Source organism: Thalassobaculum fulvum (genome assembly GCF_014652915.1).
GTDB lineage: Bacteria > Pseudomonadota > Alphaproteobacteria > Thalassobaculales > Thalassobaculaceae > Thalassobaculum_A > Thalassobaculum_A fulvum.
This window is the reverse complement of record NZ_BMZS01000003.1, coordinates 65158-89875: the sequence shown is the minus strand read 5'-3', so window position 1 is coordinate 89875 and position 24718 is coordinate 65158. Positions and strand designations below refer to the sequence as shown.

General features: G+C 70.8%; 18 protein-coding genes. 7 read left to right on the top strand and 11 right to left on the bottom strand.

What is annotated here, in order from left to right; all coding sequences use genetic code 11:
- Positions 1-6: 6 nt before the first annotated feature.
- The 6 genes from IE246_RS06720 to IE246_RS06695 all read right to left on the bottom strand — a co-directional run bounded on the left by IE246_RS06720 (position 7) and on the right by IE246_RS06695 (position 8048).
- A complete protein-coding gene (locus tag IE246_RS06720) occupies positions 7-2004 on the bottom strand; it encodes a putative 2-aminoethylphosphonate ABC transporter permease subunit (protein WP_189988200.1) in 1998 nt (665 codons plus the stop codon).
- Positions 1997-3121, bottom strand: a complete 1125-nt coding sequence (locus IE246_RS06715; protein WP_189988199.1) for a putative 2-aminoethylphosphonate ABC transporter ATP-binding protein — start codon at positions 3119-3121, stop codon at positions 1997-1999. Before IE246_RS06715 ends, IE246_RS06720 begins: the two co-directional genes overlap by 8 nt.
- A gap of 81 nt (positions 3122-3202) precedes the next feature.
- The gene (locus tag IE246_RS06710) at positions 3203-4231 is read right to left on the bottom strand and encodes a putative 2-aminoethylphosphonate ABC transporter substrate-binding protein (protein WP_189988198.1); all 1029 of its coding nucleotides are present in this window, start codon (positions 4229-4231) and stop codon (positions 3203-3205) included.
- A gap of 260 nt (positions 4232-4491) precedes the next feature.
- Positions 4492-6204 (bottom strand): ArnT family glycosyltransferase, encoded by a 1713-nt coding sequence (locus IE246_RS06705; RefSeq protein WP_189988197.1) that lies wholly within the window; start codon positions 6202-6204, stop codon positions 4492-4494.
- A complete protein-coding gene (locus tag IE246_RS06700; protein WP_189988196.1) occupies positions 6201-6965 on the bottom strand; it encodes a glycosyltransferase family 2 protein in 765 nt (254 codons plus the stop codon). The genes IE246_RS06705 and IE246_RS06700 overlap by 4 nt, the downstream gene beginning before the upstream one ends.
- Before the next feature lie 63 nt (positions 6966-7028).
- The gene (locus IE246_RS06695) at positions 7029-8048 is read right to left on the bottom strand and encodes a glycosyltransferase (protein WP_189988195.1); all 1020 of its coding nucleotides are present in this window, start codon (positions 8046-8048) and stop codon (positions 7029-7031) included.
- Positions 8049-8286: 238 nt separating this feature from the next.
- On the opposite strand from IE246_RS06695, the gene IE246_RS06690 reads away from it, so the two are divergent.
- Together IE246_RS06690 and IE246_RS06685 are read left to right on the top strand one after the other, a co-directional pair.
- Positions 8287-9777: a SulP family inorganic anion transporter gene (locus tag IE246_RS06690; RefSeq protein ID WP_189988194.1), complete on the top strand. Its 1491-nt coding sequence runs from the start codon at positions 8287-8289 to the stop codon at positions 9775-9777.
- Between the two features lie 13 nt (positions 9778-9790).
- On the top strand, positions 9791-10645 hold the full coding sequence (locus tag IE246_RS06685; RefSeq protein WP_189988193.1) for a universal stress protein: 855 nt from the start codon (positions 9791-9793) through the stop codon (positions 10643-10645).
- Between the two features lie 16 nt (positions 10646-10661).
- On the opposite strand, the gene IE246_RS06680 is transcribed toward IE246_RS06685, so the two are convergent.
- Together IE246_RS06680 and IE246_RS06675 are read right to left on the bottom strand one after the other, a co-directional pair.
- Complete coding sequence (locus IE246_RS06680; protein WP_189988192.1) at positions 10662-11504, bottom strand: EamA family transporter; 843 nt, start codon at positions 11502-11504, stop codon at positions 10662-10664.
- Positions 11505-11644: 140 nt separating this feature from the next.
- Positions 11645-13651: a PP2C family protein-serine/threonine phosphatase gene (locus tag IE246_RS06675; RefSeq protein ID WP_189988191.1), complete on the bottom strand. Its 2007-nt coding sequence runs from the start codon at positions 13649-13651 to the stop codon at positions 11645-11647.
- Between the two features lie 174 nt (positions 13652-13825).
- Between IE246_RS06675 and IE246_RS06670 the strand changes: the two genes are divergently transcribed.
- Together IE246_RS06670 and IE246_RS06665 are read left to right on the top strand one after the other, a co-directional pair.
- Entirely contained in the window at positions 13826-14953 is a 1128-nt protein-coding gene (locus tag IE246_RS06670) for a hypothetical protein (protein ID WP_189988190.1), read from the top strand.
- A gap of 76 nt (positions 14954-15029) precedes the next feature.
- Positions 15030-16628, top strand: a complete 1599-nt coding sequence (locus IE246_RS06665) for a gamma-glutamyltransferase family protein (RefSeq protein ID WP_189988189.1) — start codon at positions 15030-15032, stop codon at positions 16626-16628.
- A 93-nt stretch (positions 16629-16721) separates the two neighbouring features.
- Here IE246_RS06665 and IE246_RS06660 read toward each other — a convergent pair whose 3' ends face one another.
- Positions 16722-16895: a DUF1328 domain-containing protein gene (locus tag IE246_RS06660; RefSeq protein ID WP_189988670.1), complete on the bottom strand. Its 174-nt coding sequence runs from the start codon at positions 16893-16895 to the stop codon at positions 16722-16724.
- 130 nt (positions 16896-17025) lie between these two features.
- Between IE246_RS06660 and IE246_RS06655 the strand changes: the two genes are divergently transcribed.
- On the top strand, positions 17026-17913 hold the full coding sequence (locus IE246_RS06655) for an NAD(P)-dependent oxidoreductase (protein ID WP_189988188.1): 888 nt from the start codon (positions 17026-17028) through the stop codon (positions 17911-17913).
- A gap of 142 nt (positions 17914-18055) precedes the next feature.
- Here the strand turns inward: IE246_RS06655 and IE246_RS06650 are convergent, their stop codons facing one another.
- On the bottom strand, positions 18056-20389 hold the full coding sequence (locus IE246_RS06650; RefSeq protein WP_189988187.1) for a xanthine dehydrogenase family protein molybdopterin-binding subunit: 2334 nt from the start codon (positions 20387-20389) through the stop codon (positions 18056-18058).
- A 298-nt stretch (positions 20390-20687) separates the two neighbouring features.
- Here IE246_RS06650 and IE246_RS06645 point away from each other — a divergent pair, with 298 nt between their 5' ends.
- On the top strand, positions 20688-22403 hold the full coding sequence (locus tag IE246_RS06645) for an N-acyl-D-amino-acid deacylase family protein (RefSeq protein WP_189988186.1): 1716 nt from the start codon (positions 20688-20690) through the stop codon (positions 22401-22403).
- 6 nt (positions 22404-22409) lie between these two features.
- Here the strand turns inward: IE246_RS06645 and IE246_RS06640 are convergent, their stop codons facing one another.
- Positions 22410-23822 carry an MmgE/PrpD family protein gene (locus tag IE246_RS06640; RefSeq protein WP_189988185.1) on the bottom strand — a complete coding sequence of 471 codons (1413 nt, stop codon included), beginning with the start codon at positions 23820-23822 and terminating at the stop codon, positions 22410-22412.
- Positions 23823-24014: 192 nt separating this feature from the next.
- Between IE246_RS06640 and IE246_RS06635 the strand changes: the two genes are divergently transcribed.
- Positions 24015-24713, top strand: a complete 699-nt coding sequence (locus tag IE246_RS06635; protein ID WP_189988184.1) for a 2OG-Fe(II) oxygenase family protein — start codon at positions 24015-24017, stop codon at positions 24711-24713.
- Positions 24714-24718: the final 5 nt, after the last annotated feature.

Here is a 24718-nt window from a genome sequence, read left to right as displayed (position 1 = left end):
GCCGGACTACCGCCGACGCCAGGCCTGGGTCCGCGCCAGCAGGCCGCGGGTCAGCGCCAGGTGCACCAGGCGCGCCGCGACGTTGGTGTAGAAGATCATCATGCCCATCGCGGCGGCCGGCGCGATGTCGCCGGCGTCGTCCATGTTCAGCACCGCCACCGAGGCCAGCTTGGTGGTCGGGGCATACAGGAACACCACCGCCGACACCGTGGTCATGGCGTTGACGAACAGATAGATCGAGATGTCGAGGATCGCCGGCAGGCAGACCGGCACGGTCACCCGCGCGAACAGCCGCCAGACCGGCTGCTTCAGCGAGGCCGACACGCTCTCGAACTCGTGGTCCATCTGCTTGAGCGCGGTCACCGCCGTCAGGTGCGACACCGTGTAGAAGTGGGTCACCGTGCTCAGCACCAGGATCGCCATGGTGCCGTACAGGAAGTTCAGCGGGTTGGCCGGGTCGTTGAAGAAGAAGATGTAGGCCAGCCCCAGCACCATGCCGGGGATCGCCATCGGCATCATCGCCAGGAACTGGAACAGGGTCCGGCCGGTGCGGAAGCCCTGGGTCTTCTCCACCAGATAGGCCCCGACGAAGACCACGGCGGTACCGATAGCCGCCGCGTACAGCGCCATGCGGATGGAGTTGCCGTAGGCCTCCCAGCCGCCGCCGTCCATGCGGTCGAACTCGTAGTTCCGCAGGCTCGGGCTGAGGTCGTAGGGCCACAGCTTGACCAGGGCGGCGAATTGGCAGACCGCCAGGATGCCGACGATGAACACCGCGACCACCAGGCAGAGCGCGAACCCCGACCAGTCGGCCGCCGGATCCGGCTTCGGCTCGAGCGGCACGGCACGGGCCGACAGTGCCGCCACCTGCCGGCGCTGGATCGCCCGGTCGACCGCGAACGCGATCACCGCCGGCACCAGCAGCACCACCGAGACCACCGCCCCCATCTCGAAGTTCTGCTGGCCGATCACCTGCTTGTAGATGTCGACCGCCAGCACGTCGTACTGGCCGCCAATCACCTTCGGCAGACCGAAATCGGTGATGACCAGGGTGAACACCACGAACGCCGCCGAGATCAGGCCGTAGCGCGCGCCGGGCACGGTCACCGTCCAGAACCGCCGCCAGGCGCCGGCCTTCAGCGACACCGCCGCCTCGTGCAGGCGGGAATCGGAAATCGCCAGTGCCGTCGCGATGATGATGAAGGCGTGCGGGAAGGTGAAGAACACCGAGCCGATGACGATGCCGATCGGCCCGTAGATCGACTCGCCGAGCAGCAGCTCCTTCAGGAAGCCCTGGTTGCCGAACAGGTAGACCAGCGCGATGCCCGGCAGCAGCGACGGCACCAGGATCGGGATCAGCGCGACCAGCCGGAACAGCCCCTTCAGCGGCATGCAGGTGCGGGCCAGCGCGTAGGCGAAGGCGAACGCCAGCGTGACCGTCAGCACCGTGCTGACGCTGGCGATCCACGCCGAGTTCTCGATCGACTGCACCAGCGACGGCGTCGAGAAGTAGGTGCGGTAGTTGTCCAGCCCGCGGCTGGCGGCTGGGCGCACGACCACCCGCCGGAACTCGTTCGAGCTGTACTCGTGCCACTCGCGGTCGGCGATCCGCTCGGAGCCGTACAGGTACACCGCCCCGTCCGCCGCGTTGCGCAGCCGGTAGCGGGTCTTGGCTCGGAAGCTGAAGTCCGGCAGCAGGTCGACGACGCCGAACCGGCCGTCGTGGTTGGTGGCCAGCTCCGGCCGCTTGTCGGCCGGCAAGGCGTCGGCCAGCGAAGCCAGCGTGACCGGCACGCTCCAGCCCTCGCCCTTGTCGATCTGCAGCTCGAAGGCCGTCAGGTCGAACCGGTAGGTCGACAGCGACTTCGACAGCATGACGGTGAGCGGCAGGGCGAGCGCCACCACCAGGTACAGGGCGATCACCAGCATGAACGCGCGGACCGCCCAGGCGTCGCGATCCAGCTTCGGCTTGGCCGCCCTGGAGCCGAGGCCGAGACTAGCCATCCTCGTCGACCCCGGCGCCGGCGAACACGTGCAGGCGGTCGGCCGGCAGCTCGACGGTCAACTGCTTGCCCTCCTCGAGCCCGAGGCGCCGGATCGCGTTGACCGAGAAATCGGCTTCGAGACCGGCCGCGCCGAACGCCGGGCCAGCCAGCCAGGCCCGCCAGAACGAGCCCAGGAATTCCATCTCGGAAATCGTCACCGCGAACCGGTTGGCGGAGCCGGTGCCGTTGCCTTCGACCGGCACCACGTCCTCGGGACGGATCGCCAGGGTCGCCTCGGCCCCGGGATCCAGGGCATGCGGCCGGCACTGCAGGCGCGTCTCGCCGAGCCGGGCATGCTCGGCATCCTCGACCCGCACCGGCAGCTTGTTCATGGCACCGATGAAGTCGGCGACGAACAGGGTGGCCGGCTCGCGGTAGATCTCCGCCGGCGTGCCGACCTGCTCGATCACCCCGTGGTTCATCACCACGATGCGGTCGGCCATCGACAGCGCCTCCTCCTGGTCGTGGGTGACCATGATGGTGGTCACCCCGATGCGGCGCTGCAGGGACTTGATCTCGTGGCGCAAATGGACCCGGACCTTGGCGTCCAGCGCCGACAGCGGCTCGTCGAGCAGCAGCAGGCCGGGCGACATGGCGATGGCCCGGGCCAGCGCGATGCGCTGCTGCTGGCCGCCGGACAGCTGCGACGGATACTTGGCCCCCTGGTCCGGCAGGCCGACCAGCTCCAGCAGGTCGGCGACCCGGCGGTCGATCTCGGCGCGCTTCAGCCCGAGGCTCTCGAGTCCGTAGGCCACGTTGCGCGCGACTGTCAGGTTCGGAAACAGGGCGTAGGACTGGAACACGATGCCGAAGTCGCGCTGCGACGGCGGCAGCAGCGAGATGTCGCGGCCGGCCTGCTCGATACCGCCGGAGGTCTGCAGGTCGAGGCCGGCGATCGCCCGCAGCAGCGTGGTCTTGCCGCAGCCGGACGGCCCCAGGAAACAGACGAACTCGCCCTCCATCACGTCGAGCGAGATGTCCTTCAGGGCCAGGAACGGCCCGAAGGCCTTGACGAGATTGCAGACGCGCAGAAACGGCCTCGCCGCCTCGCCGCCCGGTGTGCTGGTGCTGGTCATGCCGGTCCGTCCGATCGAAAAGGCGGTGGCGGGCCGCCGGTCGTGCCGGCGCCCGCCACCCCCGGTATCCTCAACCTGGCGTTACTTCGCTTCGGACTTGGAGTCGTAGCGCTTCTGCCACTCCTCGAGGATCGCCTTGCGGTTGTTGGCGGCGAACTCGAAGTCGTTGTCGATCATCTTCTCGATGATGTTGTCCGGGAAGTTCGGAACCGGCTTGGCCACGCCCGGGTACGCCACCACGGCATAGCCGGTGTTGTACATCTCGTTGGCCTTCTTGCTGATCGTCCAGTCGACCAGGGTCTTGGCGGCGTCGAGCTTCGAGGTGCCGGCGATGATCGCGGTCGCCTCCATGTCCCAGCCGATGCCCTCGGACGGCACGATCACCTCGATCGGCGCGCCGTTGGCCTTCTCCTTGGCGCCGCGGAAGGCGAAGGAGATGCCGATCGGGATCTCGCCGGCGCCGGCCAGCTTGCACGGCTTGGAGCCGGAGTGGGTGTAGCGCGCGATGTTCTCGTGCAGCGCGTCCATGTACTTCCAGCCCTCGGCCTCGCCGAACAGCTGCAGCCAGCTCGACACATCGAGGAAGCCGGTGCCCGAGGAGTTCGGGTTCGGCATGATCACGTGGCCCTTGTAGACGGGCTTGGTCAGGTCCTTCCACGAGGTCGGCGCCGGCAGGCCGAGCTTGCCGGCCTCGACGGTGTTGAAGCAGACCGCCGCGACCCAGGCGTCCATGCCGGTCCAGGTCGGCGGGTTGGACTTGTCGACGAACTTCTTGTCGAGCTTCTCCACGCCCTTCGGCGCGTACGGCTCCAGCATGCCCTCGGACTTCAGCAGCAGCAGCGAGGTGGCGGCCAGCCCCCAGACCACGTCGGCCTGCGGGTTGTTCTTCTCGGCCAGCAGCTTGGCGGTGACCACGCCGGTCGAATCGCGCACCCAGTTGATCTTGATGTCCGGATGGTCGGCATTGAAGGTCTCGGCGTAGCGCTTGAGATCCTCGGCCTCGACCGCGGTGTAGACCGTCAGCGTGGTCTCGGCATGCGCGCTCACCGTCAGGGCCGCCAGCGCCAGTGCGCTCGCGGCGACGGTGGATTTAAGCCCCCGCAGATTCATGTCCGTGTCCCTTTCCCTGTGATAGCCGTATGCAACCGCGACTGCCGCCCCATCGGCGGCGTCCCCGGTCGCACTCCCGGCCGCGGCGGGCAGTGTCGACGGCACCCGAGTCGGTTTCGCTACGGTTTCGTGACAGTCTCGTGACTGCCGCAATCGGCCGCAGCCGCGCCATCCTTCCTGCCTCTATACGGAGATCATTCCGCTCCGTTCGAAACCTGTCAAATTGTTCGCAAACGCACGACCGGAACGGCGCTGAACGGTCACCGGCGCCGCAGCTCGGTGCCCTCGGCGAGATAGATCGTCATCGTGACGGGCTTGCCGCGGGTGTAGTTGAAGCCCGCGAAACTGTCGAACTCCCGGACTGTCACGTAGAGAGCCGATGCCGCCGCCAGGAAGGCTTCCCGGTCACGATCCGTGGCCACCGCGATCCCGCACCCGGGATTCCGCTTCAGCAACGCGGCCGCATCGTCCGGGTCGCCCAGGCCGGTGTCGGTTCCGAGGTAGAACACCGCGCTCGGCTCGGCATAGCCGGTGATCTCGATCTGTCGCCGGTCGCAGCCGGCCAGCGTGGCTACTCGCTCCGCGAGGGTCCGCGACGGCCAAAGCAGATCAAGCCTCGGAAACACGCCCTGGAACATCAGGGCGTAGAAGCCCGCGACGAGCACCGACAGGGTGACCACGCGCCCGACCGTCCGGCGACGCAGGACCCAGACGCCCGCCCCCAGAATTGCGAGGCCGACGACGACAGCCGGGAAGCCCCAATCAGTCTCGTGGGTGGTCCTCTGGTACAGATGCTCGAACCGGGTCTCGAAGAACAGCGGCCCGGCGACCGGCACCAGGGCAAGTGCCACCGTCACCACGCAGAACACCCCGGCCACCACGCGGTGCACCCACCGCCACCTGCCTTCTGGCGAGAACCCGGTCGCCAGCACCAGCGCCGTCAGGATCGCCAGCGCCGGGTAGGTCGGCATGGTGTAGTGCGGCAGCTTGGTCGCCACCGCCTCGAACACCAGGAAGGTCGGCACGGACCAGCAGACCAGGAACCGGATGTCGGGCTCGTGCCGGCGCGCCCAGGCCAGCCCCGCCGCGGCCCCGGCCAGCAGCGCGCCCGGCCAGAACGCGATGAACAGCGCCACCAGGTGATAGCCCGGCGGCGCGCCGTGGGCGCGGTCGCCTTTGGCCACCTTGCCCATCATCGAGCGGCCGATCGCTTCCTCCAGGTAGGCGTTGCCGGTCTCGAGGGTGATCGCCGCCAGCCAGGGCAGCACCACCAGCGCGGTGACGCCGAGCCCCTTGAGGATGTGCAGCCGGCGCAGCAGCGACCGGTCGCGGTGCCACAGGCACCAGGCGGCGATCGTGAGCCCCACCACCAGGGTGATGATCGGCCCCTTGATCAGCACGCCGACCGCATGCGCCGCCCAGAACACCAGCGGCGCGCCCCGGAAGCGCGGGCGTTCCTCGCTCGACCGGGACAGCCGCCACAGCGCCGCCTGCGCCACCACCACGCAGGCCAGCAGCAGGGCGTCGCTCCGCGCGACCCGGGACTCCACCGCCACCACCACTGAGACCGCCAGCAGCAGCCCGGCCCCGACCCCGGCCGCCGGCCCGCCGATCCTTGCGGCCAGCCAGGCTGTCCCCAGCACCGCGATCACCCCGGCCAGGAACGACGGCAGCCGGTACGCCCAGATCGGCGCCTCGGCGCCGCCGAACAGCTGCGCGCTCGCCACCTTCGCCCAGTAGGTGCCGATCGGGTAGCCGTAGCGGGTGGCGTCCTGCAGGCGGATGTCGACGTAGTCGCCGGTCTCCATCATCTGCTTGGTGGCCTGGGCGTAGCGGCCCTCGTCGCGGTCCATCACCGGGATCGCTGATATCCCGGGCAGCAGGGCCGCGACCGCCAGAACCAGCACCATGACCCAGGCCCGCCAGGACAGGCCCGCCGGCCCGCCGCCGGCCATCCACGCCGTCGAGCTCACTTGCCGTCCCCGCCGCGTTCGAACGGCAGCGCGCCGACGCTGGTGCGCCGCAGCAGCCAGTACACGCCGAGCAGGTCGACGATGCCGACCAGGGCGCGCCGCAGGTTGGTGTACTTCGACTGCCCGGAGATCCGCGGCCGGTCGTCCACGGCCATGTTCACCACCTCGAAGCCGTACTTGCGGACCAGCGCCGGCATGTAGCGGTGCAGGCTGTCGAAGTACGGCAGCGCCAGGAACAGCTCCCGCGGGATCACCTTGAGGCCGCAGGCGGTGTCCGGGCAGTCGTCCTGCAGGGCACGCCGGCGGATGCCGTTGGCGATCCGCGAGGCGATCAGCCGCCACGGCCCGGCGGTCCGGCGGCGGCGGTTGCCGGCGACCAGGCCGACCGCGCCGATCCGCGCCGGGTCGATGCGCCTGGCCATCGCCACGAGGTCGTCCGGGTCATTCTCGCCGTCGCCGTCGATCATGCCGACCCAGCGGTTGCGCGCCGCCACGACGCCGGTCCGCAGCGCCGAGCTCTTGCCGCAGCGCCGCTTGTGGCGGATCAGCCGGATCCGCGGCTCGCCCGCCGCGAACGCCTCGACCACGTCGGCCGAACGGTCGCGGCTGCCGTCGTCGACCACCACCACGTCCAGGTCGTAGGCGCCGCCGGCCTTGTCCAGCAGCTCGCGCAGCACCTCCGGGATGCTGTCGGCCTCGTCGCACACCGGGATCACCACGGACAGCGGCGGACGGGACGAAATGTCACCGGCGTCGGTCATGTGCGGCGGCCTCGTCGTGTGTTCGGAGCGGCGCGGGCAACGGCGCGGTGCCCTCCCCTAGCATCACCGGAGCCGGTCGAACAGCGCCAGATAGTTCCGCACGCAGATCTCGCGCGTGAACTCGGCCGCATGCCGGGCCCGCCCGGCCTCGACCAGACGCGCCGCGAACGCCTTGTCCTCGACCACCCGGCGCACCCCTTCGGCCAGCGCGTCGACGTCGTCGCGCGGCACCATCACCGCGTCCTGCTCCGGCCGCACCAGCTCGGCCGGTCCGTCGACGTCGGTGGTCACCAGCGGCTTGCCGTAGGCCCAGGCCTCCAGGCTGACGGTGCCGAACGGCTCGTGGCGCGACGGGAAGGCGACCACGTCGGCGGCCCGGAAGAACGGCCCGGTGGCGACCTGCCAGCCCAGGAACCGGACCCGCGAGGACACGCCCAGCTCGTCGGCCAGCGCGGTCAGTGCCGCCCGGTCCGGCCCGTCGCCGGCGATCCACAGGTACACGCCGTCCAGCCTGGCGAGCGCCTTCAGCAGCACGTCGATCGCCTTGGCCCGGTGCAGCCGGCACGGCGTGAACAGCAGCGGCGCGTCGGCCGGCGTATCGTAGGCCGCTCGGTCGGCCGCCGGCACGTCGGCAGCCTCGGCGAAGTTCCCGAGGTAGTGGGCACGCTCCTCCGGCCAGCCCTGGGCGATCATGTGCCGTCGGATGCCGTGGGTGATGCAGATCAGGTGATCGCAGCGCCGGTAGTACTTGATGTCGTAGAACCCGCCGAGCCGGGCGAGCTTCAGGTGCCGGCCGTCCGGCATTCGGTCGGCGGCGCGGTTCATGAACGCGATGGCGACGTCCGGGTCGAAGCGCCGCACCTCCTGGCGCAGCGCCAGCCGGGTCCCGAGGTCGAGCCATTTGGCGTAGGCGACCTCGCGCACCGGCACGCCGGAATCGCGCAGCAGGGCGGCGCGCGTCGGGTTGCGCCGGATCACCGCGCGCTGCTCCACGCCGGCCGCCGCGAAGGCGGTGACCAGCGACACGAAGAAGGTCTCGGCCCCGCCGCTCGGGGCGCCTGCCAGCATCGAGAGTACGCGCAACCGGAATCCCCCGAACACCTCGGTGCCCGTCGTCCGGGCCGGCCGCAAGCTGCCCGAACCACCGGATGCTTTCAACCCACAGGCTTTCCCGCAACGCGGTACAAGGGTTGCAGAAACGGCCCCAAGCGGTTATCAACAATTGATGCTGCGATGCAGCATAACTGTTCGATCCGGTCCCCCCGACCTTCCCGAGCCGATGTGACGCGGCAGCCATCCCAGGCGCTGCGCGGAGGATGCTTTGACTGCCGATATCCTGTACCGACTCCGTTCCGAGTGGCTCGGCAACGTCCGCGGCGACCTGCTGTCCGGCCTGGTGGTGGCGCTGGCGCTGATTCCCGAGGCGATCGCGTTCTCGATCATCGCCGGGGTCGACCCGAAGATCGGTCTGTACGCCTCGTTCTCGATCGCCGTCGTCACCGCGATCATGGGCGGCCGGCCGGGCATGATCTCGGCCGCCACCGCCGCCACCGCGGTGCTGATGGTGACCCTGGTGAAGGAGCACGGGCTGCAGTACCTGCTGGCGGCCACGGTGCTCGCCGGCGTCCTGCAGATCGGCGCCGGCGCCCTGCGCCTCGGCTACGTCATGCGGTTCGTGTCGCGCTCGGTCATGACCGGCTTCGTCAACGCGCTGGCGATCCTGATCTTCCTGGCGCAGCTGCCCGAACTGATCGGCGTGCCGTGGCTGACCTACGCCATGGTCGCGGCCGGGCTGGCGATCATCTACCTGTTCCCCCGGATCACCACCGCGGTGCCGTCGCCGCTGATCTGCATCATCGTGCTGACCGGCGTGTCGATCGGCTTCGGCTTCGACGTGCGGACCGTCGGCGACATGGGCGAGTTGCCGTCGACCCTGCCGGTGTTCCTGCTGCCGGACGTGCCGCTGACCCTGGAAACCCTGGCGATCATCCTGCCCTACTCGGCCGGGGTCGCCGCGGTTGGGCTGCTGGAATCCCTGATGACCGCGCAGATCGTCGACGACCTGACCGACACGCCGAGTGACCGCAACCGGGAATGCGTCGGCCAGGGCTTCGCCAACATCGCCACCGGCTTCATCGGCGGCATGGCCGGCTGCGCGATGATCGGCCAGTCGATGATCAACGTGAAGTCGGGCGGCCGCGGCCGGCTGTCCTGCTTCTGCGCCGGCGTGTTCCTGCTGTTCCTGATCGTGGTGCTGGGCGACCTGGTCAGCCGGATCCCGATGGCGGCGCTGGTCGCGATCATGATCATGGTGTCGGTCGGGACGTTCAGCTGGTCGTCGATCAGGAACCTGGCGACCCACCCGCGCAGCTCCAGCGCGGTCATGCTGGCCACCGTCGTGGCGGTCGTCGCCACCCACAACCTGGCGATCGGCGTGCTGGTCGGCGTGCTGCTGTCGGGCATCCTCTTCGCCTGGAAGATCGCCCAGGTGTTCCGCGTGACCTCGACCCTGTCGGACGACGCGATGGCCCGCACCTACGTGGTCGAGGGCCAGCTGTTCTTCGCCTCGGCCGAGGATTTCACCGCCGCCTTCGACTTCAAGGAAGTGCTCGCGAACGTCACGATCGACGTCAGCCGCGCGCACATCTGGGACATCTCCAGCGTGGCCGCGCTCGACGCCGTCGTGCTGAAGTTCCGGCGCGAGGGTGCCGACGTCGAGTTGGTCGGCATGAACGAGGCCAGCGAGACCATCGTCGACCGGCTGGCCATCCACGACAAGCCGGGCGCCCTCGATCGCCTGATGGCGCACTGAAGGAGGAACCGCGATGAGCGGGCTGATCGCGCTGATCGACGGGTCGATCTATTCGCAGAGCGTATGCGACCACGCCGCCTGGGCCGCTGGCCGGACCGGCGCCGCGGTCGAAGTCCTGCATGTCCTCGGGCGGCGGGACGTCGCCAGCGAGCCGGTCAACCTCAGCGGCAGCATCGGGCTCGGCGCCCGCACCGCCCTGCTCGAGGAACTGACCGAACTGGACGCTCGGCGCGCCAAGCTGGCCCAGAAGCGCGGCCGGGTCATCCTCGACGAGGCCAAGGCCCGGCTGCACGAGGACGGCGTCGAGACCGTGACCACCCGGCTGCGGCACGGCGACCTGGTCGACACGGTCATGGAGTTCGGGGCCGCCGCCGACCTGATCGTGGTCGGCAAGCGCGGCGAGGCCGCCGACTTCGCCAAACTGCACCTGGGCTCCAACCTGGAGCGCGTGGTGCGCTCGACCCACCGCCCAGTGCTGGTGGCGTCGCGGGCGTTCCGGCCGGTCAAGCGGTTCCTGATCGCGTTCGACGGCGGCACCAGCGCCATGAAGGCGGTCGACCACGTCGCCCGCAGCCCCCTGTTCGCCGGGCTGGAGTGCCGGCTGCTGACGGTCGGGGCCGACACCCCGGAGGCCCGCAAGCGCCTGGACGACGCCGCCACCCTGCTGCGCGCCGCCAGCTACGACGTGACCGCCGACATCGAGCCGGGCCAGCCCGAAGCGGCGATCGCCCGACGGGTCGAGACCGACGCGATCGACCTGCTGGTAATGGGGGCCTACGGCCACTCGCGGATCCGCAGCCTGATCATCGGCTCGACCACCACCGAGATGATCCGTTCGTGCATGATCCCGGTGGCGCTGTTCCGCTGAACGGTCGGGATCGGGGCTACTTCAGGGTCGCCAGGAACGCGATGCCGACCGCGACGACGGCGGCCGCGCCGCAGCGCTGGCGCCAGTGGCTCTCGCCGAGCAGCAGCGTGCCGATCAGCGCGGCGATGATGACGCTCGACTCCCGGACCGCCGAGATCGCCGCCAGCGGCGCCAGGGTGGCGGCGTAGATAACCAGCGAATAGGCCGCGACCGACAGCAGGCCGCCGCCGATCCCCTTGACCACGCCGGCAAGCGGGATCGCATGCAGGGTCCGACGGCGGCGCAGCAGCACCGTCACGAACACCGGGAACTCCCACACGAACAGCCAGCCCATGTAGGCCAGCGGCTGGCCGGCCAGCCGCACCCCCATGCCGTCGACCACGCTGTAGGACGCGATGATCAGCCCGGTCGCCACCGTGTAGAACAGCGTCGGCGGATGGTCCCACATGCCGCCGCGGCGCGAGAACGCCAGCGCCGAGATGCCCGCCGAGGCCAGCAGGACCGCCCCCCAGGCCGCCGGCGACATCGTCTCGCCGGCGAACGCCCAGGCGCCGAGCGCCACCAGCAGCGGCGCCAGGCCGCGGGCCAGCGGGTACACCTGGCTGAGGTCGCCGACCCGATAGGCGTGATGCAGGCAGACGTAGTAGCCGTAGTGCAGCAGGGTCGAGGCCAGGATGAACGGCCAGCTCGCCGGGTTCGGGATCCCGGCGATCGCGATCATGACGGCGCCGACCGCGGTGTGGGAGAGCGCGATCAGGCCGAGGACCACCGCCCGGTCCATGACGACCTTCACGATGGCGTTCCAACTCGCGTGCATGACCGCTGCGACCAGCGTCAGCATCAGGGCTTCGACGGGCATGTGGATCCCGGGATGACATCGGCGCCGGTACGGCCGCCATCGTTTCCATACATGGAAAACAATCGAAGCGTCAGTCCGATCTCGCGCCGGGTCGTGACCGAGGCGACCGGCTCGGGCTTTCCGGACGGTCGAGCGACGGATCAGGCCGCCGGCGAGATGCGGGCGACCAGGCAGGTCATGTCGTCGGACTGGGCGGCCCCGACGGAGAACGCCTCGACCGCGGCAATGCAGTGATCGGCAACGGCCGCCGCCTCGCCGCCCTTCGCCCCGGCCAGGGCGGCCGTCAGCCGCGGCTCGCCGAACTCCTCGCCGGCGGCGCTGAACGCCTCGGTCAGTCCGTCGGTGTACAGCAGCAGCGCGTCGCCCGGCTGCAGGTCGAGGCGCGCCTCGCGGAAGCCGGCACCCGGAACCACCGCCAGGATCGGGTCGCCCAGGGGCTCGACCGACCGGACGGTGCCGTCGGCCTGCAGCAGCATCGGCGGGTTGTGGCCGCCGTTGGCGTACACCAGGGTCCGTTTCGAGAGGTCGATGACGCCGTAGAACACGGTGACGAACATCGCCTGGTCGTTCTCCGCCTCCAGCAGGTCGTTGACCCGCTCCAGGCAGGCGCCCGGGCCGTCGCCGGACAGGCCGGCCGCCTTCAGAAGGGTCCGGGTGATCATCATGAACAGACTGGCCGGCACGCCCTTGCCGGAGACGTCGGCGATCACCACCCCGACCCGGTCGTCGTCGATCCGGAAGTAGTCGTAGAAATCGCCGCCGACCTCGAGCGCCGGCTGCATCCGGCCGACGATGCTGAGCTCGCGGTGACGCAGCGGCTGCCGCGGCAGCACCGAGGCCTGCATGTCGCGGGCGATCTGCAGTTCCTGGCGCAACCGCACCAGGTCCGCGTTCTCGCGGAACACCGCGGTTACCGTCCGGAACCACGGGCGCCAGGCGATCGGCACCCGCGGCGGCCCCTCCGGCCCGACCTCGCCGGCCGCCCGGATGTGCTCGACCAGCCGGCTCGCCGGGTCGACGAATTCGCGCCGGGTCAGCCCGCCGGCGATCAGCAGCATCACCGTCAGCACCGCCACCAGGGCCAGGGTCTGCGGCCCGTAGTCCAGCACCAGCCCCTGCAGGACCGCCCAGCGGTCGCCGACATAGACCAGCGTCCAGGGGGCCGCCTCCAGGCGCTCGGCATAGCGCAGCGACGCGCCCTCGCCGGCGAACTCCCGGTCCGCCAGGGTCAGGGCGCTCTCGACCGCCGCCGCGACGCCCTCCGGCAGCGTCCGGAACGGGGCGCCCAGGGTCACGGCCAGGTGGCTGGAACGCGGATAGGCCAGCAGCGCCCCCTGCGACCCGATCAGCATGGTCGTGCCGACCGGGTAGTCGAAGTCCCCGTTCACGCGGTTGAGGTAGGCGGTCGAGACCTCCAGCACGACCGCCCCGAGAAACCGGTCCTCGCGATAGACCGGAGCCAGATGGACGATCCGGTCGCCGCCTCCCGGCAGGTCGCTGCCGTCCAGCCAGACCGGGCTGCGCGTGCGGTCCACCTCCGGCGACACCGCGCGCAGCAGGGCCGGGCCGAGGGGGCCGTCCAGCACCGCCTCCGCTTCCGACGCTGTGGCCGGCAACGCCACGGCGAACTCGCGCCGGGACACATAGTAGGCCCGGTCGACGATCGGCAGCAGGGTCACGAGATAGCGGAACTCCTCGAGCAGCCCGAGTGCCATCCCGAGTTCGTCGCGGATGTCCCGGAAGGCCTCGCCCCCGATCCGGCCGGCGATCGCCGCGGTCGGCGGCACGTTGCCGGCCCCGCCTACCTGGAACTCGAGCCGCCCCTGCGCGCCGACGACCACCGTATCGTCGACCGCCGGGCCGTGCCGTACGACCCCGGCGGCACCGGTCCGCGCGTCCTCCTGCAGTTCCCTGACGCGGTCCGCGACCGCCCCGGCCAGCGCATCCAGGATCAGGGCGTGCTCCTTCACCCGGCCGGCGACCGCCCGCCACTCGGCCTTCTCCCGCTCGTCGGTCTGGTAGAGGAAGAACCCGACCGCGGCCGCCACCAGGACGGCGTAGGCCAACCCCAGGATCAGGCCGTAGCGCCGGGTCAGCGCCATGCGCTCCGCTGCCGCCGAGGCCCTGCTGGCGTTCGCCTCTTGCATCCTTCCCCCTGCCCCGCCGGAATCCTGCGCCGCGGTCCGTGGCGCGCGGGGCACTCTTTCACAGTCCCGGGAGTCGCGGCAACGGCCGGTGGTGCGCGGCCCCGGCGTCCCACGCCATTGCAACCGACGGGTCACCGCCTATTCTGTCGGCCACCGATAGCTGAAGGGACGATCGTGGCAAGCGATCTGGCGACCACGGAGCTTGAAGGCGGTCTCGACAGCGCGGCCCTCGCCGCTGCTCGGCTGCGGACCGTGCTGGCATTCGCGCTGACCCTGCTGGCCATCCTGGTGCTGGGCGCGGCAATCTGGCTGCAGGTCGCCGCCCGGTTCGACACCGCCCGAATCCGGACCGAGGCCGAGACCGTGCGCAACGCCATGTCCGGCATGCTGGCGATGGGCCTGCCGCTCAAGGACTTCATCGGGTTTCCGGCGGTCTCTGCCCGGGTCTTCCATGCCAATCCCGGCGTCCGGGCGATCGTCGTGCGCGACCTCGGTGGCCGTCCGGTGCTTTCGACGATCGACGCCGGCGTCGCCGGGTCCGCGCCCGCGTTCGGCGCCACGATCTCCGCCGACGACGTCGTGGTCGACCGGATCGGCGAGCTGTCCAGGGTCGCCCTGCCGGTCGTCAACCGGTTCGGGCCGGTCGGCACCGTGGAACTGGTCTTCGCGCGCGACCCGGTCGGCGACCTGACGCGCAACGCCGCGCTGGCCGGGCTGGCGGCGACCACCCTGCTGACGATCGGCCTGATCGTCCACGGCCTCGCCATCGCCAATCCGGAGTTCTTCGCGTCGCGCCGCGACCTGCTGGGCGCCTACGCGACGGTCGCAGCCCTCGGTCTCGCGCTGACCGCCTCCACCCTGGCGGGCCTTGCCGCCGAGAAGGCGGCCGAGACGGCGGGCGCATACGCCTCGTCGCTGGGCGCCCGACTCGGCGAGGCGGTCGCGGTCGGCATCTCGCCCGAGGACCTGTCCGGGCTCGACGACGTGGTCCAGGAGTACCGCGCCTCCAACCGCATCATCGGCTACGTCGCGCTGCTGGAAGGCAACCGGATCGCCGCGGCGACCGGGCTAACGCCCGGACTGCGACGCTGGCAGCGGCCCAGGGGCTATTTCGACGCGATCTACGAGGTCCGGCCGCGGCGCCTGTACACGCCGCAATACCGCGTGGCGGTCGGGATTCCCTGGCGGGTCGCGTTCCGCGAGCTGATCGACGCCGCCGTCGTGCCGTCGGCGATCGCCCTCGCCCTGCTGCTGGTCGGGGCGACACTGGTGGCGCGGATCAGGCTGCAAGAACGGGCGTGACGAGCGCGGCCGGTCCGCGTCATTCTGTCATCCCGCCTGCTTCGGCCCGCCCGTCCTACCAATCGAGGATCCAGAGATGCCCGCTCACCAGAGCCGCCCGTCCGTCCGTTCGGTCAAGGGCATGGTCGCCGCCGCCCACCCGCTGGCCGCCGCCGCCGGCGCCGCCATGCTCGACTCCGGCGGCAATGCCTTCGACGCGATCGTGGCGACCGCCGCCGCGCTCAACGTCACCGAGCCGTTCATGTCGGGCATGCTCGGCCTGGGCCTCGCGACCTTCTATCCGGCGTCCGAAGGGCGCGTCCGGGCTCTCGATTTCCACCCGCCGGTGCCGCGGCGGTTCCCGACCGACAGCATCGCCAAGGAGGCCACGGTCGACGGCCCGCTGGCCGGCGGAACGCCGGGCAACCTCGCCGGCTGGGCGACCCTGAACAAGACCTACGGGCGCAAGTCGCTGGCCGAGTGCTTCGCCCCGGCGATCACCCTGGCGCGCGACGGGTTCCCGATCTCGCCGTTCTACCTGGACATCATCGCGGTCTGCGCCAACCGCAAGATGTCGGACGGCTGGGCGCCGATCTTCGCGTTCGACGGTGCCCCCAAGGTCGGGATGATCCTTCGTCAGCCGGAGCTGGCCGACACGCTGGCGACCATCGCCGCCGACGGCCCGGGCGCGCTGTATGGTGGCGCGCTCGGCAAGCGCGTGGTCGACGAGCTGGCCAAGATGGGCGGCTGCATCGGCATGGACGACCTGGAAGCCGTCGAGCCGGTGTGGGAGGACCCGATCGTCGCCGAGTTCCGGGGCCTGAGCGTGCACGTCCCGCCGCCGCCGGCCGAGTCGTTCCAGTTCCTGACCACCCTGCGGCTGCTGGCCGAAACCGACTTTTCCGGGCTGCCGCATCTCGGCGAGGAGCACCTCGACCGGGTGTTCCGGGCGATCAGGATCGCCGCCGAGCTGCGCATCCGTCGCAACAAGGCGCCGGTCGCGGACATCGAGGCGCTGCTGTCGGAGGCGACGCTGGCCCCGCTGCGCGCCCGGCTGACCGACGGCTCGCCGGTCTGGGGCCGCACCGAGCAGCACGGCGACGGCCCGCTCGCCACCGGCCCGAGCCTGAAGGAGCACACCACCTCGTTCTCCGCCATGGACACCGACGGCAACGCGGTCTGCATCACCCAGAGCCTCGGCTCGCCGTTCGGGTCCGGCACGGTGATCCCGGGCACCGGGCTGTGCCTGAACAACTTCATGAACTGGGGTGATCTCAGCCCGGAATCGCCGAACTTCCTGAAACCCGGCGAGCGCTTCGCCATGTGCCTGGCGCCGTCGGTCTCGACCGTCGACGGCAAGCCGGTGCTGTGCCTCGGCACCCCCGGCAGCTACGGCATCCCGCAGACCCAGAGCCAGGCGATGGTGCACCTCCTCGGCTACGGGCTCGACCTGCAGGCGGCGATCGACGCGCCGCGCGGCCGGCTGTGGGACGGCACCCGCGTGATGCTGGAGAACCGGGTGCCGGCGGACGTCGTCGAGAAGCTGCGGGCGCGCGGCCACGGCGTCGAGGTGGTCGGGCCGGTGTCGTGGTCCGCCGGTGGCATGCACGCGGTCTCGCGCGATCCGGAGACCGGCGCGTTCGCCGGTGCCGCCGACGCCCGCCGGGACGGGGCCGCGGTGGCCGCGACGCGGTGATCCGGCAAGCCGGGATCGCGGGCGACCGGCTCGATCGCCGCGGTACGATCGTCCATCGCGCCATGGGCGTCGTCCGCCGCGGTCGGGGCGCGGTCACAGTGGACTGCGCCCGCGCAGGACGCCGATCAGGGCGCTGAGCACCAGCAGCACCAGGAACACCAGGAACAGGATCTGCGCGATATTGGCCGACGCCGTGGCGACGCCGCCGAACCCCAATACCCCGGCCACCATCGCGAGAACGAAGAACAACAGGGCCCAGCCGAGCATCATGGTTTCCTTTCACCGTCCGTCGGTCCTGTCCGAACAACATCCCGGCGCGGCCACCGGTTCCGCCCGGATCGCCCGTCGACCGTCGGGCGCCGCGCCGGCCAAGCAACTCAGACCAAAGGAGGAATGAATGTCGGACACCGTGGGCGTCATCGGGCTCGGCAACGCCGGCTCGTCGATCTGCAAGGCGCTTTCCGGCCGGATTCCGCTGGTCGGCTTCGACCTGAGCGCCGCCCGCCGCGACGCCGTCGCCGACCTCGAGATGACCTGCGTCGGCTCGGCTGCCGAGGTCGCCGCCAAGGCCAAGCGGATCATCCTGTCGCTGCCGAAGCCGGAGGCCTCGCTGGCCGTGGTCGACGAGATCCTGGCGGCCGGCCACCGCCCGGAGATCGTAATCGAGACCAGCACCGTCACGCCGAAGACCGCGATCGACTGCCATGCCCGCTGCGCGCCGCACGGCGTCGGCTTCGTGGACGCGGCGATCGCCGGCGGCGTCGCCAGCATGGCGGCCGCCAAGATCACCTTCTTCCTCGGCGGCTCGCCGGAGGACGTGGCGAGGGCCCGGCCGGTGCTCGACCTGCTCGCCGACCGGATCTTCGACCTCGGCCCGGTCGGTGCCGGCATGGGGGTGAAGGTGGTCAACAACGGCGTCATGCACGCCGTCATGGTGGTGCTGATCGAGGCCTTCGCCATGTCGACCAAGCTCGGCGTGCCGGTGCAGACCATGGTCGACGTGCTGAACCGCGAGGAAGGCCTGCTGCGCCCGCTGGTCCACCGGGTGCAGGAGCGCATGCAGCAGGGCGACTACAAGGCCGGCATGTCGGTCAGCAACGCCCGCAAGGACTCGGTGCTGGCGCTCGAGACCTCGCAGCAGCTCGGGGTGCCGCTGTTCGCCACCCTGGCCTCGCACACCCCGTACGAGATCGCCGAGGCCAAGGGCATGGGCGACCTGGACTACGCCGCCCTGGCCCAGCTCTGGGAGGACTGGTCGGGCGTATCGTTCACCCGGAAGGGGTAACGCCGGCGAACGCCCGTCGCATCGTGGGTCCCGGCTCTCCGGGGCTCCGCCCCTTCGGCCGGGATGAGGAACAAGCAGCTTAGCGTTTCAACCTCATCCCGGACGCACGAAGTGCGATCCGGGACCCACCCGCCGCCTACCCCTAGTTCACTTCCCGCAAGGCCCGCCAGATCTGCTCCGGCGTGGCCGGCATGTCGATGTGCGCGGTGCTCCCGGCACTCGCCAGGGCGTCGCGGATCGCGTTCATCACCGCCGCCGGCGCACCCGAGGTCGCGGACTCGCCCGCCCCCTTCACCCCGAGCGGGTTGTCGGGCTCCGCCACCTCGTCGAACGCCAGGGCGATCGACGGCAGGTCGTCGGCCCGCGGCAGCGTGTAGTCCATGAAGCTGCCGGTCAGGGTCTGGCCGCTCTCCGGGTCGTAGACGACGCGCTCCAGCAGGGCCTGGCCGATGCCCTGGACCGCTCCGCCGTGCATCTGGCCCTCGACGATCAGCGGGTTCACGATCCGCCCGACGTCGGCCACCACCCCGTAGCCCTCGATGGTCACCCGCCCGGTGTCCGGATCGACCGTGACCTCGCAGACGTGGCAGCCGCTCGGATGGGCCTCGTCCCTGGTCACGAAGTCGGCGTCGGCCGCCAGCGCTTCGCCGCGCTCCTCGGCGAACCGCGCCACCTCGAACAGCGAGACCGAGCGGTCGGTGCCGCCGATCCGGAACCGGCCGGCCCGGAACTCGATGTCGGCCTCGGCCGCCTCCATCAGCTCGGACGCCAGCTGGCGGGCCCGCTTGACCACGTCGCGGGCGCCGGTCACCACCGCACCGCCGCCGATCCGGGCCGAGCGCGAGCCATGCGAACCGGCGCCGCGCGCAACCTGGTCGGTGTCGCCGAACACCACCCGGACCCGGTCGAACGGCACGCCGAGCTCGTCGGCCGCCACCTGGGCGTACATGGTCGAATGCCCCATGCCGAAATCCTGGGTGCCGACCCGCACCGTGACGGTGCCGTCGTCATCCCTGCCCGCGCCCTCGACGCTGACGCCGGCGAACTCGTTCGGCACGCCGCCGTCGTTCTCGACATAGACCCCGACCCCGAAGCCGCGCAGCAGGCCGTGCGCCGCGGACGCCTGCCGCCGGTCCGCAAAGCCCCGGCAATCGAGCAGTTCGAGGGCGCGGTCCAGGTGGCTTTCGAAATTGCCGGAGGTGATCCGGTTGCCGCCGGCGGCGGTCCACGGCAAGTCGGCGGCGGTCACCAGGTTGCGCCGGCGCAGCTCGACCGGGTCGATGCCGAGCTCGCGCGCCGCGGCGTCGACCAGGCTCTCCATCAGGTAGTTGGTCTCGACCCGCCCGACCCCGCGGAACGACGCCAGCGGGGTGGTGTTGGAGAACGCGCCGAGGATCCGGGTGTGGGCACACGGCACCCGGTAGGCGCCGCCGAGCGACGGCGGCAGGAACCGGATCATCACGTAGATGTTGCGGCCGGTCAGATAGGCGCCGTGCCGCCACTCGGCGACCAGCCGCAGGCCGGTGAAGCGGCCCTCGGCGTCGAGCGCCAGCTCACCCCGCAGCAGGTGGTCGCGGGCCTGGGCGTCGGTCAGGAAGCTCTCGCTACGCTCGGCCGTCCAGCCGACCGGCCGGCCCAACCGGCGCACGGCCACCAGCAGCAGCGCGAACTCCGGATAGACCGGCGCCCGCGGGCCGAAGCCGCCGCCCATGTCGGGCACCACCACCCGCAGGCCGTCGCCCGGCAGGCCGAGGATGCCGCACAGCCCGGCCCGCATGCCGTGGGCGCTCTGGCAGCCGACGTGCAGCACCAGCCGGCCGCTGCCGTCCTCGATCTCCGCCAGCGCCCCGCGCGGCTCCATGAACGCCCCGACCACGCGGTTGTTCACGAGGTCCAGGCGGGTGACGTGGGCGGCCTCGGCGAACGCCCGCTCGACCGCCGCAGCATCGCCGCCCTCCCACTCGAACGACCGGTTCGACGCCATGTCGTCCCACAGGGTCGGGGCGTCCGGCCGGACCGCGTCGGCGTAGGTCATGACCGGGGTCAGCGGCTCGTAGTCGACCTCGATCAGGGCGGCGGCGTCCTTGGCCTGGTCGATGGTCTCGGCGACCACGAAGGCGACCGGCTCGCCGAGATAGCGGACCCTGTCGGTCGCCAGCACCGGCTGCGAACCGTCGGCGGCGGGACCGCCGTCGAGCTTGCCGAGGTCGTAAGGCGGAAGGTTCGACAGCGAAGGGATCGTGCCGACCCCGTCCTCCGCCAGCTCGGCCGCCGTCAGCACCAGCAGCACGCCCGGCGCCTGCCGCGCTTCCCCGGCGTCGATTCCGGCAATCCGGGCGTGCGGGTACGGCGACCGCAGCACCACGGCGAACGCCTGCCCCGGCAGCCGCAGGTCGTCGCCGAACCGGCCCTGCCCGGTCAGGAACCGGCGATCCTCGACCCGCTCGACCCTCGTCCCGACCAGTCCCGTATCCATGGCATCGGCTCCCGCAGCGCTCGCATCCGCTCCCTCGCTACCCGGCCGCGCCGGCGAATGCAATCGGGGTGGTGCCCGTCTGACCGTCGGGTCCGGCTCCGGTTCGCCGCTAGCGATCCGGTCCGGAATGACGGAAGAAGGGGATGGCGTGATCAGGTACCCTCTCAATCGTCATTCCGGACGGTCGCGCCGTCCTCGGCGGGACCGAGCCGGAACCCACGGTGCGACCGGCGCCTTTGACCACGTCCAGCGCCGGGTCTAATGTTTGCCTAAGCAACGATCTCGGGAGGGTCGCACCATGGCTGCCGAACACAGCCTCGTCATCCGCAACGGCACGGTGGTCGACGGCACCGGCGCCGCCACATGCGAAGCCGACGTGGCGGTCTCAGGCGGCCGGATCGTCGAGATCGGCAAAGTCGCCGGCAGCGGCGCCGAGGAGATCGACGCCCGCGGCAAGCTGGTCACGCCCGGCTTCGTCGACATCCACACCCATTACGACGGCCAGGCGGTCTGGGACTCGCACCTGGCCCCGTCGGCGTGGCACGGCGTCACCACCGCCATCATGGGCAACTGCGGGGTCGGCTTCGCGCCGTGCAAGCCGGCCGACCGGGAGAAGCTGGTCGAGCTGATGGAGGGCGTCGAGGACATCCCCGCCCCGGTCATGCACGAAGGCCTGAAGTGGCAGTGGGAGAGCTTCGGCGAATATCTCGACGCGCTCGAGCGCAACCCGCGCGACATCGACATCGGTGCGCTGCTGCCGCACGCCGCGGTCCGGGTCTACGTGATGGGCGAGCGGGCGATCCGCCACGAGGCGGCGACCGCCGACGACATCGCGAAGATGCGGGCGATCACCGCCGACGCGGTGCGCACCGGCGCCTTCGGCTTCTCGACCTCGCGGACCATCAGCCACAAGAGCCTGAAGGGCGACTACACCCCGACCCTGAAGGCCCACGAGGACGAACTGGCGGGCATCGCCATGGGCATGAAGGACGGCGGCTCCGTATTCCTGGAGATCGTCTCGGACTGGAACACCCCCGATCCGGCGACCGAGTTCGCCATGGTCCGCCGGGTGGTCGAGGCCAGCGGCCGGACCGCGGTGTTCTCGCTGACCCAGCGCCACGACCGCACCGAGTTCTGGAAGGAGCTGCTGGCGCTGTCCGGCAGTGCCGCCCGCGACGGCCTCTCGATCCGCCCGGTGGTGGCGCCGCGGCCGATCGGCATCCTGCTGGGCCTGGAGGGCAGCCAGAATCCGTTCTCCGGCACCCCGTCCTACAAGCGCATCGCGGACAAGAAGCTGGCCGAACGCGTCGCGATCATGCGCGACCCGGCGTTCCGCCGGCAGCTGCTGTCGGAGGACCCGGTGGCCGGCAGCACGTTCCCGCTGATCCACCGCATCGGCTACAAGCACATGTTCCGGTTCGGCAATCCGCCCTGCTACTCGCCGAAGCGCGAGGACTCGATCGAGTCGATCGCCGCGCGCGAGGGCCGGACGGCGCCCGAGGTGGCCTACGACATCCTGCTCGAGGACGAGGGCCGCAGCTTCATCTACACGCCGCTGGTCAACTACGTCAGCTACGACATGTCGACGCCCGAGGCGATGCTGGCGGACCGCAACAGCATCATGGGGCTCGGCGACGGCGGCGCCCATGTCGGCTTCATCCTGGACGCCGGCTTCCCGACCTGGATGCTGACCTACTGGGGCCGCGAGCGGCAGCGCTGGGAGCTTCCGGAGATCGTTCGCCGCCTGACCTCTGATCCGGCGAGCGCCGCCGGCCTCGGCGACCGCGGGACGATCGCGGTCGGCAAGAAGGCCGACCTGAACGTGATCGACTACGACAAGGTCAGCTTCGGCCGGCCCTACGTGACCTTCGACCTGCCGGCCGGCGGCCGGCGCCTGCTGCAGAAGGCCGAGGGCTACGACGCGACCGTGGTGTCGGGTACCGTCACCTACCGGAACGGCGAGGCGACCGGTGCGCTGCCGGGCAAGCTGGTGCGCGGGCAGCGGGCCAGGTAGGCACGGTCAGTCGCGCCGGGCGACCTCCGCCATCCGGCCCAGCCAACCGGCGATCTCCGGTGCCCCCGCCAGGTCCCTGCCCTCGTCGAACAGCCGGCCCACCGCCTGCGGGTCGGCATCCGGGTTGGCGCGCAGCAGGCAGTCGGTCCATTTCGCCAGCGCCTGCTCCGGCGTGATCGGGTCCTGCGGCGAGCCCGGCAGCGCCGTCACGGTGCGCGACACCGCCGCCCCCGATCTCGGCCGCAGCGTGACCGTCACCGGCGCCGCCCCGACCTCGGCCCCCTGCTTCGCCGCGGCGGTGTCCTCGACCACGGCGACGTCGTTCAGCCGCCCCTGGATCCCCGGTCGCGCGACCGCGTCGTCGGTGAAGCTGCGCAGGTCGATGCGGCCGTCGGACAGCCCGGCGACCACCGCGTGCGGCGCGCTGAACAGCGCGTTCATGCCGGACCGCGGATACGGGTGGATCAGCGGCTTGGTGGCGCCGTTCGGCATGTCGACCGTCGCCGAGGCGACGTCGTCCAGCCCGAGTCCGGTCTCGCGCTTCAGCGCCAGGGTCGCCTCGATGATCTTGTGCAGCATGTAGCAGCACGGGTAGCGCTTCTGTTCGAAGCCCGGCTGCAGGATCGCGAACGGCGTACCGAGCCCGACCTCCTCCGGCCAGGACGTGACCGTCCCGCCGCTGAAGGCGTTCAGGAAGCCCTCGCCGTCGAACGCGTCGGCGGCGCCCTCGATGCCGCCGGCCGCCAGCCGGGCCGCCTTCTGGCCGTTGGCGGCGGCGATCCCGACATGCAGCGACTTCACCATCGAGCCGAAATTGGCCCGCAGCCCGGACGCCATGCTGGCGGCGATCGCCAGCGCGTGGCCGGTCTGCCGGCGGTCGAGCTTCAGCAGCCGGGCGCACGCCGCCGCCGCCCCGACGGTGCCGAGGGTGGCGGTCGCGTGGAAGCCGAGGCCGTAGTGCCGGAACCCCATGGCCTGGCCGAGCCGGATCAGCACCTCGGTGCCGACCGCGAACGCCTCGAGCAGCTCGCGCCCCGAGGTGTTCCGCCGGTCGGCGGTGGCCAGCAGCGCCGACAGCACCGGGACGCTCGGGTGGCACATGGCGATGACGCTGACGTCGTCGTAGTCGAGCACGTGGCTGGCCATGCCGATCAGCAGTGCGGCGTCGTCCTGGCGGTAGGCCTGGTCTGACCAGAACGACGGGACGCCGCCGGCCTGCGGCTCGAGCGTGCCGGCCAGCGCCTGCACCGGCGGTTCGACGCCGCCGGCCATGGTCACGGCCAGCGTGTCGAGGACGACCGGCACCGCCGCGGAAACGGCGCGGTCGTCGACCGGCGCCTCGACTGCGAAGGTGGTGAGTACCTCGGTGGTCGAGAGACCATTCCGGGCTGTACCGGGGGCGGCAACGGCGATGCTCATCTGGAAACTCCGGACCGAACGCGGTGCGTCAGGAAGCACCTCGAAATAACGATCGACCCGGGCGCCGCGCCGGTCAACCCGACGAACGGCAAGGTTGAAGGCAAGGCACGCCGTGCCGCGAATCCGATATCGACCGAACTGAAAGGTAGGCCGTACAATCTGCGCACGGGTCGAGCCGAACCGATAGACGTCATGGCTATGGTGCTGGTTCTCGACCTCGTTGAGCGAGCGGAACCGATGTCCACGTCACAGCAATCGGTGCCGGACGTTTGTGAGCCGGTGCTCGAGTGGGGATTCGCAGTGCCGATGATGCGCTGGCGCCTTCCCGAAGCGGATGCGCTGAACAACGACCTGCGGGCGGTGATCCTGGCGCGCGAGGCACGCGGCGACGAGGCCCGAGTCAGCAATGTCGGCGGCTGGCAGTCACGGGCCGACTTCCTGGACGGCACACAGCCCTGCGTCGTGGCGCTGCGGGGCCATCTGATATCGCTGATCCGCTCCGTCATGGCGTCGCCCGTCGGCGGCGACCTGTCGCGCATAGAGGGCCAGATCGGTTTGACGGGCTGGGCCAATGTCAACCGGGACGGCGACTTCAACCGTGTCCACGACCATGCCGGCAGCCACTGGTCCGGCGTCTACTATGTCGATACCGGCCGCCCGGACCCGGGCTCCGAACTGAACGGCGCGATCGAATTCCTCGATCCCCGCCCGTCCATCAACATGCCGATCCCCGGCTATCGGACGGCATCCGCGCTCGCGGTGACCCCGTCGCCCGGCGAGTTCGTCCTGTTCCCGAGTTGGCTGCAGCACTACGTCCTGCCGTTCCGCGGCAGCGGCGAGCGCATCTCTGTCGCGTTCAACGCGCAGGTCAAGGACTACCGGCTGAAGTGACCCTC

Bases quoted from the DNA above. Each gene is read 5' to 3' on its own strand.
- IE246_RS06720 (WP_189988200.1), bottom strand. From the start codon at position 2,004: ATGGCTAGTCTCGGCCTCGGCTCCAGGGCGGCCAAGCCGAAGCTGGAT.
- IE246_RS06715 (WP_189988199.1), bottom strand. From the start codon at position 3,121: ATGACCAGCACCAGCACACCGGGCGGCGAGGCGGCGAGGCCGTTTCTG.
- IE246_RS06710 (WP_189988198.1), bottom strand. From the start codon at position 4,231: ATGAATCTGCGGGGGCTTAAATCCACCGTCGCCGCGAGCGCACTGGCG.
- IE246_RS06700 (WP_189988196.1), bottom strand. From the start codon at position 6,965: ATGACCGACGCCGGTGACATTTCGTCCCGTCCGCCGCTGTCCGTGGTG.
- IE246_RS06685 (WP_189988193.1), top strand. From the start codon at position 9,791: ATGAGCGGGCTGATCGCGCTGATCGACGGGTCGATCTATTCGCAGAGC.
- IE246_RS06680 (WP_189988192.1), bottom strand. From the start codon at position 11,504: ATGCCCGTCGAAGCCCTGATGCTGACGCTGGTCGCAGCGGTCATGCAC.
- IE246_RS06675 (WP_189988191.1), bottom strand. From the start codon at position 13,651: ATGCAAGAGGCGAACGCCAGCAGGGCCTCGGCGGCAGCGGAGCGCATG.
- IE246_RS06665 (WP_189988189.1), top strand. From the start codon at position 15,030: ATGCCCGCTCACCAGAGCCGCCCGTCCGTCCGTTCGGTCAAGGGCATG.
- IE246_RS06660 (WP_189988670.1), bottom strand. From the start codon at position 16,895: ATGCTCGGCTGGGCCCTGTTGTTCTTCGTTCTCGCGATGGTGGCCGGG.
- IE246_RS06655 (WP_189988188.1), top strand. From the start codon at position 17,026: ATGTCGGACACCGTGGGCGTCATCGGGCTCGGCAACGCCGGCTCGTCG.
- IE246_RS06650 (WP_189988187.1), bottom strand. From the start codon at position 20,389: ATGGATACGGGACTGGTCGGGACGAGGGTCGAGCGGGTCGAGGATCGC.
- IE246_RS06645 (WP_189988186.1), top strand. From the start codon at position 20,688: ATGGCTGCCGAACACAGCCTCGTCATCCGCAACGGCACGGTGGTCGAC.
- IE246_RS06640 (WP_189988185.1), bottom strand. From the start codon at position 23,822: ATGAGCATCGCCGTTGCCGCCCCCGGTACAGCCCGGAATGGTCTCTCG.
- IE246_RS06635 (WP_189988184.1), top strand. From the start codon at position 24,015: ATGGCTATGGTGCTGGTTCTCGACCTCGTTGAGCGAGCGGAACCGATG.